The following is an 11904-nucleotide window of genomic DNA, read 5'->3' on the forward strand; positions in this document are numbered from 1 at the left end:
GACTCATTGCCTGAATTAGAATTTATCTCTTCAACACCTGCTTCCGAAGCAAAATTTCCATTTCCACTTGAAGAGCTAAATGGCTGAGCATCGGAGTAAGAATTGTCCAAATCTCCGTATCCTTCAAACACATTGCTGATATTGCCCGAACTTGTAAAATTCTCAGAACTCAAGCTTGTTCCTTCGCCGCCGGCTATTGATCCGCCACCCGCAGCCGTAGCTTCAAGAGTATTTAGATCTTTACCTTCAATGATAGCCTTTTGCAGATCGCTAATCTCATCGGCACTGGCAAACACATTTGAAATTCCTTGTGAAGATAAGAAATTTTGATCAAGCACAAGCAAATCTTCTCCTACCAGAACAACCTCTTCGCCATCTTTCATAGAAATTACGACTTTGGACTTGATATCAAGCGTTTCAACGCTCTCTCCTAGCAATATTTCATCGCCCAAATTTAGTGTCCTTGCTACTCCTAGTTCGTCTTTTGCAACTACGGAACCTGAAATTTCTTTTACTACACCTACTATATTTGGCATTTTTACACCTCTATATTATTTAAAATTTTAAAAGAATCTTACTAAATTTTTAAAAAATAGTATATTGTACTCAGGTACAATAGAAAACAAATTATATATAAATTGTAAACAAAACTCAATAATGTATTTTTAGAATTTAAATCATGAAATATCGTATAAACAAAAAAAGAATTCCCTTGCAGAAAGCAAGGGAAAGAAAATTATAAAATAAGGCAGAGTAAATTACATCATTCCGCCCATGCCACCCATTCCGCCCATATCAGGCATAGCAGGCATTGCAGGCTTATCTTCTTTTAGTTCGCTTATAGTAGCCTCTGTTGTAAGAAGAAGACTTGAAACGCTAACCGCGTTTTGAAGTGCCACACGCTCAACTTTAACAGGGTCGATGATGCCTGCTTCAAACATATTTACATACTCGCCAGTAGCTGCGTTAAATCCGAAATTCGCATCTTTGCTTGTGCTGACCGCATTTGCAACAACACCAGCATCAAAGCCTGCGTTTTCAGCTATTTGGCGAAGTGGAGCAGTTAAAGCGCGTCTTACGATAGCAGCACCGATTGCCTCATCACCGCTTAAATCAAGCTTTACTCTAGAGCTTGCTTGGATAAATGCAGCGCCACCGCCAATTACGATACCCTCTTCTACAGCGGCTTTTGTAGCGCTTAGTGCGTCATCTACGCGGTCTTTTTTCTCTTTCATCTCAGTTTCTGTTGCCGCACCTACTTTTATAACAGCCACACCGCCGCTTAGTTTGGCTAAACGCTCTTGAAGTTTTTCTTTATCATAATCACTTGTAGTTTCTGCGATTTGAGCCTTGATTTGAGCTATTCTTGCATCTATAGAAGCTTTTTCGCCCGCTCCGTTTACGATAGTCGTGTTATCTTTATCGATAACTACGGTTGAGGCTTGTCCAAGATCGCTTAAATTTGCTCCTTCAAGCGTTCTGCCAAGCTCTTCGCTTATCACTTCACCGCCTGTTAAGATAGCGATATCTTCAAGCATCGCCTTTCTTCTATCTCCAAATCCAGGAGCCTTAACGGCAGAGATATTTAGCACGCCTCTAAGTTTATTTACAACCAAAGTCGCAAGAGCCTCTCCCTCGATATCTTCGGCTATGATTAAAAGCGGTTTGCCGGTCTTTTGAATTTGCTCTAAAATAGGCAATAAATCTTTTAAATTTGTAATCTTCTTATCAAATAGCAATATATAAGGATTGCTTAGCTCTACTTGCATTTTTTCAGCGTTTGTGATGAAGTAAGGGCTTAGATATCCACGGTCAAACTGCATACCTTCAACCACATTTAGCTCATCATGGATTGATTTTGCTTCCTCAACTGTTATAACACCGTCTTTACCTACTTTTTCCATCGCGTCAGCTATCAATTCACCTATTGTAGCGTCTGAATTTGCAGAGATTGTAGCGACTTGAGCTATCTCTTTTTTATCCGTTACTTTTCTAGCCATAGCTTTTAGCTCGGCTATGATAGCAGCGGCTTCTTTATCCATTCCGCGTTTTACTTCGATTGGATTTGCACCTGCAGTGATGTTTCTAAGACCCTCTTTAAATATAGCGTTAGCTAAAACTGTCGCGGTTGTAGTTCCGTCACCTGCTTCGTCAGCCGTTTTGCTTGCTACTTCTCTTACAAGCCCTGCACCCATATTTTCAAGAGCGTCTTTCAGCTCAACCTCTTTAGCTACGCTAACGCCGTCTTTTGTGATGGCAGGAGCACCAAAGCTCTTTTGGATAAGCACGTTTCTACCGCGTGGTCCCATAGTTACTTTTACGGCGTCATTAAGCTTTCTAACACCTTCGTATAGTCTATTTCTAGCTTCATCTGAAAAAAATATCTCTTTTGCCATTTTCTTTTCCTTAAGTATTAATTTTTAAAATCAAAATTTATTTAATAACGCCCAAAACGTCGTCTAAATTTAACACAAGATAAGTTTTACCCTCAAGCGTTATCTCTGTTCCGGCATATTTGCCAAACACCACGTCATCGCCTGTTTTTACGTTTTCCACTTCGCTTGATACTGCTAGAACTTTACCGCTTAAAGGTTTTTCTTTTGCATTATCGGGTATAATAATACCTGTTGCTGTTGTCTTAACGTCTTCAAGGCGTTCAACTAAGATACGCTTGCCTAATGGTTGAAAATTCATAATTCATCCTTTGGTATAATATTAATTTTTAGCACTCTTGTTTTTTGAGTGATGAAATTATATGATAGTTTTTTAAATTTGTCAATGATTTCAGCTAAATTTATAATAAACTCTTAGTTAGTTAAACTCAACTTATATGAATTTATAAATTAAATTTAAAGGATAGTCATGAAAAAATTTTTAGTAGTTTTGCTCGGGCTAATAGTCGTTTTGATTATCGGCGCCTATACTGTTTTATTCACCGACTTTGGAAACGGTATAGTAAAGCCTTATGTTGAAAATATTATTAAAGAAAAAAGCGGATATAACGTAAAATTTGAGAAATTTCAAATTCGCCCGACTACAATCGATATAGTAGCTAAGGCAAATGACGAAATAACGCTAAACACAAACGGAACGCTTTCTGTATTTAGCCAAAGTATCGATCTAAAATACGATGTAGAAGTTGCGAATTTACGCTCGCTTGGAGTCGAGCTTAAAGAAAAAATGCTCTTTGCCGGACTCGTAAAAGGTGTATTTAAAGACTTTAACGCTAACGGCGTGGGCAACCTGCTTGGATCAAACGTTAAATTTAACGCAGATATCAAGGAACTTAAGCCGCTTGCTCTTAATCTAGACGCTAAAAATTTAGAGGTGGATAAAGCTCTTGCACTAGCGGGTAAGCCGATTTATGCTAACGGCAAGATCGATATAACCGCAGATATAAAAGATAACGGCGGCAAGCCTGACGGCATGGCAAACATAGATATCGTAAATATACTAACCGATAACGCCCTAATCGCAAAAGATTTTAACCTCACTCTGCCTGCAAATTTTAACCTAAAAGGCGCGATTAAAGCAGATGTTAAAGACTGGATAGTAAATGCAAAAAGCGCTTTTGTAACGCCGATTGCCGTTGCGGGGAGTGAAAAATCGATATACGATATAAATTCTCAAACTCTAAGCAGTGATTTTAGGCTTGTAGTGGATGATTTAACCAAACTTGAGCCGATAATAAAGCAAAAGATCGCAGGCGCGCTAAACGTAAAAGGCAACACGATCGTTGCGCAAAATCAGCTTAAGAATTTGGATGCGGACATAAACGGGTTTGGCGGCACGGTAAAGGCTGTTTTAAACAACGACAAGCTTACGGCCAAAATCGACTCGCTTAAGCTTGACGAATTAATAAAAATAGCCGCTCTTCCTGCGTTTGCAAGCGGGGTTATAAACGGAGAAGCAGTGCTAAACGATATAAAAAATACCAAAAATATCGCAGGCTCCCTTAAACTAACGACTCAAAACGGCAAACTTAACGCAGGCGAGTTTAAAAAACTTACAAATTTAAATATAGCAAACGGCGTAACATTTACTTTAAACGCCGATGCGGACGTGAAAAACGGAGAGGCGAAATTTGATGCGGCGCTGCTTTCAAATTTAATGAATTTAAAAAATCTAAAAGGCAGCTACAATATAGATAAAAAAGCGCTTGATAGCAAATTTACGCTAAATGTCGATGATCTTGGCAAGCTTGAGAGTCTAGTCGGTCAAAAACTAGCGGGCAAAGTCGATATAAACGGCGATGTAAGCTTGCTTAACAATCAGCTAAAAGGTCTAAATGTGGACGGAAATGCACTTGGCGGCAATATAAAGGCGAATTTAAAAGACGAGAAGTTGGTTGCCAGCTTAAATTCTCTTTTACTTAAAGACGTTTTTATCCTCATAGGCTCAAAACCGCTTGCAAATGCGACTTTAAATGCCGATATCAACCTAAACGGACTTGACGCTAAAAACCTAAACGGAACTATAAAAGCAAACGTTAAAGACGGAGTAGTATATGAAGCCGAAGCTAGCAAAGTGCTTGAAAAAAAGCTTCCAGCAGGGCTTAAATTTAACGCAAATAGCGATATAGCCTTGCAAAAAAGTGTAGCAAATTTTGATGTGCTGGCAAATTTAATATCAAGCAATAATACAAATTTAATAGCCGTCAAAAACACAAAAGGAAGCTTTGATATCAACCAAAATATCTTAAAAAGCGTTTTTGAGCTTGAAATTCCGGAACTTAAAAACATAAGCTTTTTAACAGACAGAGTGCTGCACGGAAATATAAATTTAAAAGGCGACATGCAAAAACAGGGCGAAAATTTAACCGCAAACGTTACATCAAAGCTGTTTAACGGGGATTTGAAAGCTAATTTAAAGGATGATAAGCTAGTTGCAAACCTAAGCAAATTTACGACCAAGGGCTTAACCGATCTGCTGGGGCTTGATCATATTTATGACGGAGTTGGTGACATGAATGCAAACTACGATCTTAAAACTCAAGGCGGAAAATTTGACGTGATTATAGATGAAGGAAGGCTTGCTAAGACAAAATTTACCGAAAATTTCATGACGTTTACCGGCAGGGACATAACGAGCGAAATTTATAAAAACAGCAAAGTTTATGGAACGATTGATAAGCAAATGATAAATTTTAATGCCGAAATGAACGCTACAAGAAGCAATCTAAACGTAGCAAACGGTAAATTTAATACCGCCACAAAAGCTATAAACATACCGGTAAAAATGAATTATGAAAAAACGGATATCGCCATTGATATCACGGGCACAAGCGACAATCCAAAATACAGCATAGGCTCGGAATACATCAAAAACAAAGCCTTAAAAGAGCTTGATAGATTTTTAGATAAAAAGCTTGGCGGCAAAAACCAAGAAGGAAGCTCTAGCACTGATAACGCCGAAGGCTCAAGCGGTCAAGACACAAAAGATCAAGGCAAAGATATCGTAAAAGATCTGATAAAAGGTCTATTTTAGATTCAAGGAGGGTTTGGCTACTTGCATGTCAAACCCTCCTTGCATAAGCCAATAAATTTTAGCGATCAAATTTAGCTATACTACTTAGTTTACTCCTCAAAGCATAAATTTAATGCAGATATCTTAATTATGTAGGTATAGAGATTTGACCCAGATACAAACAAATCGCTGTAAAAATTTTCTTTAACTACGAAAAGTACTTGTAGATGCTAATTTCGATAAATTTTGTTACGGCATTAATATATTGGAATTTAAAATTCCAAGAAAAACCAAAGCTATCTAGCCAAGCTTGATAAAATATAAAATTAAGTATTTTTGATTGTTTTGCGAGGTTTAATTACGAAATTTACTTTTAAATTTAATCTTTGCGGTCATTTTATAAAGTTTAATAGCTTAAGTAGCTCAAATTTTAAAATTAATTGCGACAAGAGGTCATTGCAAAGTGCAAATTCCTCTTGTCAAATAAAATTACTTATTTTAAAGCATTAGCAGAGTTACAGGCTTGTTCATTACCGTATCTGCAGCCTTTTTCAAATAGCTCAATTGCTTTTTTATTATCCTTTGCAACCTCTTTGCCTTCGCTATATATAAATCCGGCTTTAACGCAAGATACGTCATCGCCGTGAGCGCAACCCTTTTCATAAGCCTCTATCGCAAGCTTCATATCTTTTTGAACGGCACTGTTGCCCTTTTCATAAATTCTACCTACGGCGCCACATCCAAAGCCCAGCTTGTTCTCGCAACTTTTTTTGTAAATTTCAAGAGCCTTTTTTTCGTCTTTAAAGACACCTTTACCTTGCTCATAGAAATTTGCTAAGTTAAAGCAGTTGTACATATGTCCTTTTTCGCACGAAATTTGGAAAATTTCAACCGATTTTTTATACTCACCATCCAGTATCGGATCGGGCGAAATAAGCTCCATAGGATTGCCCGACCCCATAGAAAACGCAAAAGAACAAACCGTCGCCAGACAAAAAATAGTTTTTTTCATCCTTTTCCCCTTAAATTTGAATTTTAATCTTATTTTTTAACAATACGAATCTCATTGTAACAAACAAAGACTAAATTTAAGGATAAATTATGAAATTTAGCACTTAAAATATTCATTACAAAAGCTTATTTTTTATCTACGGTTTTAGATAGTTTTCTAAATTTAGAGCAAGCGTCACTTGCGCCGTAATCGCACGCCAAACCGTAAAATTCCATTGCTTCTTTAGCGTTTTTCTCAACACCTTCGCCCACTTCATACATATCGGCTAAATTGTAACATCCATCGCTATTTTTACCGTCGCAAGCCATTTTGTAGTATTTAGCCGCAGTTTTGAAGTCTGACTCCACTCCAAGTCCGCTATCATAAAGAGTGCCGACCTTTAAGCATGCATCGCTTACCTCAGCTTTGCAAGCCTTACTATAAAATTCCATAGCTTTTGCGTAATCTTGCTTCATGTCATTTAAACCATCATAATACATATCTCCAACCATCTTACAACCATCCATATCGCCCATATTGCAAGATTTTATGTATAGATCGCTTGATTTGTAAGCAGTCGAGTTATCGTCTAAAACACCGCCTCTTTCAAGCTGAAGCGCAAATATATAGCAAGCAGCCGCATTCTTTTCATCTTCACAAGAGCGTTTATATAGCTCCATAGAAGCTGTAGAATCATAACTATCCTTGACATATCTTTTTGTCGCCTGCTCAAACAAATTTGCACCAAATACGCCGCTTATCAAAGCAGCAATTAAAATCAATTTTTTAACCATCTCTTCTCCTTGTTTTAATTTTTACTTAAGCGTCTAAACTGGACGCACCCCTCATCATACCCAAGATCGCAAGCCTTTCCGTAAAATTCGGCTGCTTTTTTCATATCTCTTTTTATCTCTTCACTCCCATCTTTATAAACAATAGCGATAGTTAAACAGCCTTGCAGATTGTCCATATTGCAAGCCTTCTCGTAAAGCTCGGCAGCTTTTTTATGATCCTCCTTAATCCCGCCTATGCCGCCATTATAATGATATGCAAGCATCATACAAGCTGAGCTTATCTGGGCATTGCAAGATCTATCATAAAGCTCTCTAGCCTTAGCGTAATCAACCTCAAAACCGCCAAAACCTTCGTTATACATGTCGCCAACCGTCTTGCAAGCGTCCATATCACTCATGTCGCAAGCCTTTTTATATAACTCATCGGCTCTATTTTGATCGCCCATACTACCTAAAATAATGCCCGCGATATTACAAGCGGCGGCTACTTTATCATCATGGCATGATTTTTCATAAAGGTTTAAAGATACTGCATAGTTACTGTTGTGGAAAAGAAATTTCTTAACAGCCTTTTCAAAGTTACTTTGAGCATATACCAAAACCCCAAGCGACAATAAAACGATAAATTTTCTCATCTTCTATTACCTCCTATGATTTTGCTTATGCGATCAGAATCCTCGCAAGCTTCGTATATACCCCCGTCGCATGCTTGCATGAAAAACACCAATGACCTTTTTAAATCTTTTTTGATACCTGATTTTGAGCCTTCATACATCTGTGCAAGCATATAGCAACCGTAAGGAGAGTCGTTTTGGCAAGCAAATTCATAAAGCCTAACGGCATTTTTGAAGTCTTTATCAAGCTTATAAAAATGCCCAAGCTCAAAGCAAGCGTCGCCAAGTCCCGCTTCACAAACCTTTTCGTATGTCTCGCGAGCTTTTTTATGATCTGTTGCGACACCGTCTCTTCCTTCATTATATATATCACCTATAGCTTTGCAAGCATCCATATCGCCCATGTCGCAAGCTTTTTGATATAGTTTAAAAATTTGTCCGGTATCTTCTTGAGGCATATAGCCTTCTTCTTGCTTTTTTGCAACTATATAGCAAGCCGCGGCAACTTGATCTTCTTCGCACGCTTTTTTACAAAGCTTCAAAGCCACCTCTTGATCTCTTTCATCATGAAACATAAATTTCAAGGCCGCTTTTTCGAAGTTATTTTGAGCAAATGCGGATAAAGTAAAAAAGATAAATAGTATAAATTTTCTAGACACGCCATCTCCGATTGATATGTTTAGTTTTGATTTGTATATTTTATTTAATTAATATCAATACAAAGTATCACAAATAAAGATTTTTATCATATGGATTTTTGATTTATAAATATGAAATTTATCGCTTATAAACAGCTTTGCTTATTTTGAAAATTTATCAAAAAACCACATAAAAGCAAAGAGAAGTCCGGGTGCTTTTACTTTTTTCTCATCACGCATAAACTCTCTTGCATGAGAAATTTTTATATACACGCTTTCTATCTTTTCTCCGTCTATTCCACCGCCCTTTGAAACTCTCATACTCTCGTTTATTTTGGCAAAAAACATAGTTTGCTTATTGCCTCCAAAACCAAGCGCACCATGAGTAACGGCTATCTTTTCAACTTGATCCAGTCTAAACCCAACCTCTTCGATAGCCTCTTCCTTGATCGTCTCTTCTTCGCTTAAGCCTTTATCCATAAGTCCTGCGCAAAGCTCGTAAGTATAGCCCATATCCTCATATTTTTCACCCTCTTTTTGCAGGTTATACCAAACAGCCGGGCGAAACTGCTTAACCAGCAAAAAGGCGTCTTGTTCTTCATGATACAAAAGCACGGACACGCTACTATGCACATGAACGCAGTCCCAATATCTTTTAACTCCGTCCATCTTGTATCCAAGCCTATAAGGTCTAATAAATTTAGACTCCTTAAGTCCTAAAATTTCTATATCTTCTATAATAGTATCCATTTAGCAAGCCCCAAGAAACTAAAAAATCCCACCACATCCGTAACCGTCGTAAGAAGCACGCTTGAGCCTACGGCCGGATCGATATTAAATTTCTTTAAAGTTAAAGGTATGAAAGTCCCAAAAAACCCTGCAAAAAACAAATTTATAAGCATTGAAGCTCCTATTACAACGCCAAGCATAGGGCGAGAAAACCAGATGGAAGCGATAATACCCATCATCACGGCAAATATAAATCCGTTTAAAAGCGCTATAGAAAGCTCGCGCTTTAATACATCTTTGGCATCTTTAAATTCGATATCCCCAAGAGTTAGCTTTCTAACCGTTACCGTTAGCGCTTGAGTGCCGGTGTTGCCGCCCATGGAAGCTACTATCGGCATCAAAACGGCAAGTGCCACATAGCTTGCGATCGTCTCATCAAACAGCCCTATGATACTTGAAGAGACTATAGCCGTAAATAAATTTATAAAAAGCCAAATTCCACGCGATTTGGTTGCTTTAATAAGGCTATCTTCCTCTTCTTCGTCCGCATCACCAACGTTTGCAAGGTTATAAATTTGCTCCGTAGCGCTCTCTTGGATAAAGTCGTGTATATCGTCCGTTGTGATACGACCAAGTAAAACGCCTTTGCTATCAACAACCGCTATGGAGTTCATATCATAGTCCTGAACTCTCTCTACGACATCCTCTATAGGCTCATTATCAACCGCCACATGAGGCTTATACTTATCCTCTTCACTTCTTGCAATGATATCTTTAAGAGTGGAGTTAAAGTTAAATAAAATCAGATCCTCAAGCGGTATAGCATAACGCAAAATTTGCTCTTCATCTACGATAAAAAGCTGAGATACGTTTTCAAGTTCGCCGTTCTCTTTTTGAACTCTTAGTCTATCGACCGCAGATTGAAGTTTTTCTTGTAAATTTGCGCTAAAAAGCTCGGTTTGCATATAAGCGCCGGCTTCATTTTCATCATAACTTCTAATACGTAAAATTTCTTCTTGATCATCCCTATCAAGCCCGTCAAAAAGTTCCTTCGCCTTTTGCTCATCGATATCTTCGATATACTCTAAAAGCTCAGCGGCATCGTCGCTTTCTAGCTCCTCGATAGCTTCGATAATCTTTTCGCTAGGCAAGGTTTCAATCACATCTTTAAGCATGTGATCGGGAAGCTCGATAGCCACATCGCCTAAAATTTCAGGTTCAAGCTTTTCTATATATTCTGCAAATAGCTCTTCATCGTGCTTTTTAACGGTTCTTAGATGTTGAGCCAGATCGGCTGCACTAAGCTCCTCATCAATAGTGTCGTTTAGGTGAGAGTCTATAAGCTCTTTGGCTTCAAGCAGTTGATCATTTTCGTTCATCTATATCCTTAAACTCGATAAAGTTATCAAAGACTTCCTCTTTTTCGCTCTGAATATCTTCTACGATATATTTTTTCATCTTTGCATCGTTTTCATCGACAACTTTTTTAAATTTACCGCTCTCTTTTGAGCCGGAGCTCGTTACGATAGCCTTTTTTGACTTAAGCATTTTTTCGGGATTTATGGCTTGTTGGTTTTTATAAAGACCAAAGTGAAGGTGCGCTCCCGTGCTAAGCCCCGTATTTCCGACATAGGCTATAACCTGCCCCTGTTTTACTTTAGCACCTGATTTCATGCCTTTAGCAAAGCCGTTTACATGAGCGTAAAGCGTCTCGTATCCGCCGCCGTGATTTATGACTATGGTTTTACCGTATCCGTTTTTTCTGCCTACGAATTTCACCTTGCCGTCGCCTGCTGATTTGATAGGAGTTCCTTTTGGCGCACCGTAATCAACTCCTAAGTGAGCTCTATATCTCTTAAGCACGGGATGATATCTTTTAAGAGTAAAAGGCGATGTTATCTTAGCGTTTCCAAGCGGTCTTATTAAGAAAAATTTATCGTTTTTCTTACCGCTTTTGTTATAAAATTTATTTTCAAATTTATAAACCGAGTAGCGTTTTTTACTTGCTTCTACCATAGCCGAATGAATTTCAGGCATACCGAAAACTCGCCCCAAGCGACGCTTTTGAGTATAGACTATAATTATCTTATCGCCTTTTTTAAGCTTTCTAAAATCAACTTCACCCTTCATAGCCAAAGAAAAAGCATTTGCAAGTCCTATGCTTCCGGTGTGATCAACGATATCTTTATACGGAGAGCTTTCAAGCTTGATGCTTAAAATTTTATCCTCAAGCTGATAGGATATAGGGGTTAGTTGTATCTTAAATTTATCGTATTCGTCTTTAAAAATTTGAATCTGAAGCTCTTCGTTTACAGGTATTAAAACCTGACGAATGCCGTCTTGTTCATCTCTTAAAATTTGATACTTAACGCCCGCCATGATCTCGCTTGCGATCTCTTTATCTTCTCTGTCAAGATTATAATAAAGCGAAAGAGGGATTGAATTAGCTTCTAAAAACGTTAAAAAAGTAGAGCCGTTTGGCCAAGAAAGCTCTTCTACGCTAAGTTTAGCGGCGCAAAGTTGAAGGCTTAAAAATATACCGACAAAAAAAATTCTAACCATACGCTCCCCTGAATAAATAATAGGGATAATTTTACTTTATGCTTGCTTATATTTTGCAAAACTAAGCTGTTTTAAGTTATAATCGTTTGAAATTTTTAAATTTTAGGAGC

The 11904-nt window shown here is 37.9% G+C and carries 11 protein-coding genes; 1 reads left to right on the plus strand and 10 read right to left on the minus strand.

Annotation, left to right across the window (positions count from 1 at the left end; all coding sequences use genetic code 11):
• The 3 genes from CDOM16188_RS06290 to groES all read right to left on the minus strand — a co-directional run.
• On the minus strand, positions 1 to 536 hold a 536-nt coding region (locus CDOM16188_RS06290; RefSeq protein ID WP_172200404.1), incomplete at its 3' end, for a retention module-containing protein.
• Positions 537 to 758: 222 nt separating this feature from the next.
• Positions 759 to 2396 carry a chaperonin GroEL gene (gene groL, locus CDOM16188_RS06295; protein WP_172200406.1) on the minus strand — a complete coding sequence of 546 codons (1638 nt, stop codon included), beginning with the start codon at positions 2394 to 2396 and terminating at the stop codon, positions 759 to 761.
• A 37-nt stretch (positions 2397 to 2433) separates the two neighbouring features.
• A complete protein-coding gene (gene groES, locus CDOM16188_RS06300) occupies positions 2434 to 2694 on the minus strand; it encodes a co-chaperone GroES (protein ID WP_169943145.1) in 261 nt (86 codons plus the stop codon).
• 168 nt (positions 2695 to 2862) lie between these two features.
• Here groES and CDOM16188_RS06305 point away from each other — a divergent pair, with 168 nt between their 5' ends.
• Positions 2863 to 5487 (plus strand): hypothetical protein, encoded by a 2625-nt coding sequence (locus tag CDOM16188_RS06305; protein ID WP_172200409.1) that lies wholly within the window; start codon positions 2863 to 2865, stop codon positions 5485 to 5487.
• 472 nt (positions 5488 to 5959) lie between these two features.
• On the opposite strand, the gene CDOM16188_RS06310 is transcribed toward CDOM16188_RS06305, so the two are convergent.
• From CDOM16188_RS06310 to CDOM16188_RS06340, 7 genes are all read right to left on the minus strand, one after another.
• Entirely contained in the window at positions 5960 to 6478 is a 519-nt protein-coding gene (locus CDOM16188_RS06310) for a tetratricopeptide repeat protein (protein WP_172200412.1), read from the minus strand.
• A 125-nt stretch (positions 6479 to 6603) separates the two neighbouring features.
• Positions 6604 to 7251: a tetratricopeptide repeat protein gene (locus CDOM16188_RS06315; protein WP_172200415.1), complete on the minus strand. Its 648-nt coding sequence runs from the start codon at positions 7249 to 7251 to the stop codon at positions 6604 to 6606.
• Between the two features lie 14 nt (positions 7252 to 7265).
• Positions 7266 to 7886 (minus strand): tetratricopeptide repeat protein, encoded by a 621-nt coding sequence (locus CDOM16188_RS06320; RefSeq protein WP_172200418.1) that lies wholly within the window; start codon positions 7884 to 7886, stop codon positions 7266 to 7268.
• On the minus strand, positions 7883 to 8524 hold the full coding sequence (locus tag CDOM16188_RS06325; protein ID WP_172200421.1) for a tetratricopeptide repeat protein: 642 nt from the start codon (positions 8522 to 8524) through the stop codon (positions 7883 to 7885). The genes CDOM16188_RS06320 and CDOM16188_RS06325 overlap by 4 nt, the downstream gene beginning before the upstream one ends.
• Positions 8525 to 8665: 141 nt before the next feature.
• Complete coding sequence (locus tag CDOM16188_RS06330; RefSeq protein ID WP_172200424.1) at positions 8666 to 9253, minus strand: NUDIX hydrolase; 588 nt, start codon at positions 9251 to 9253, stop codon at positions 8666 to 8668.
• On the minus strand, positions 9238 to 10611 hold the full coding sequence (mgtE, locus tag CDOM16188_RS06335) for a magnesium transporter (RefSeq protein ID WP_172200427.1): 1374 nt from the start codon (positions 10609 to 10611) through the stop codon (positions 9238 to 9240). Before mgtE ends, CDOM16188_RS06330 begins: the two co-directional genes overlap by 16 nt.
• Positions 10598 to 11794 (minus strand): peptidoglycan DD-metalloendopeptidase family protein, encoded by a 1197-nt coding sequence (locus CDOM16188_RS06340; protein ID WP_172200430.1) that lies wholly within the window; start codon positions 11792 to 11794, stop codon positions 10598 to 10600. The genes mgtE and CDOM16188_RS06340 overlap by 14 nt, the downstream gene beginning before the upstream one ends.
• Positions 11795 to 11904: the final 110 nt, after the last annotated feature.

The organism is Campylobacter sp. RM16188, assembly GCF_012978795.1.
GTDB classification, from domain to species: domain Bacteria; phylum Campylobacterota; class Campylobacteria; order Campylobacterales; family Campylobacteraceae; genus Campylobacter_A; species Campylobacter_A canis.

What these genes read in the sequence shown, in the direction of transcription:
- groL (WP_172200406.1), bottom strand. Translation starts at nt 2,396, where the DNA reads ATGGCAAAAGAGATATTTTTTTCAGATGAAGCTAGAAATAGACTATAC.
- groES (WP_169943145.1), bottom strand. Translation starts at nt 2,694, where the DNA reads ATGAATTTTCAACCATTAGGCAAGCGTATCTTAGTTGAACGCCTTGAA.
- CDOM16188_RS06305 (WP_172200409.1), top strand. Translation starts at nt 2,863, where the DNA reads ATGAAAAAATTTTTAGTAGTTTTGCTCGGGCTAATAGTCGTTTTGATT.
- CDOM16188_RS06310 (WP_172200412.1), bottom strand. Translation starts at nt 6,478, where the DNA reads ATGAAAAAAACTATTTTTTGTCTGGCGACGGTTTGTTCTTTTGCGTTT.
- CDOM16188_RS06315 (WP_172200415.1), bottom strand. Translation starts at nt 7,251, where the DNA reads ATGGTTAAAAAATTGATTTTAATTGCTGCTTTGATAAGCGGCGTATTT.
- CDOM16188_RS06320 (WP_172200418.1), bottom strand. Translation starts at nt 7,886, where the DNA reads ATGAGAAAATTTATCGTTTTATTGTCGCTTGGGGTTTTGGTATATGCT.
- CDOM16188_RS06330 (WP_172200424.1), bottom strand. Translation starts at nt 9,253, where the DNA reads ATGGATACTATTATAGAAGATATAGAAATTTTAGGACTTAAGGAGTCT.
- mgtE (WP_172200427.1), bottom strand. Translation starts at nt 10,611, where the DNA reads ATGAACGAAAATGATCAACTGCTTGAAGCCAAAGAGCTTATAGACTCT.
- CDOM16188_RS06340 (WP_172200430.1), bottom strand. Translation starts at nt 11,794, where the DNA reads ATGGTTAGAATTTTTTTTGTCGGTATATTTTTAAGCCTTCAACTTTGC.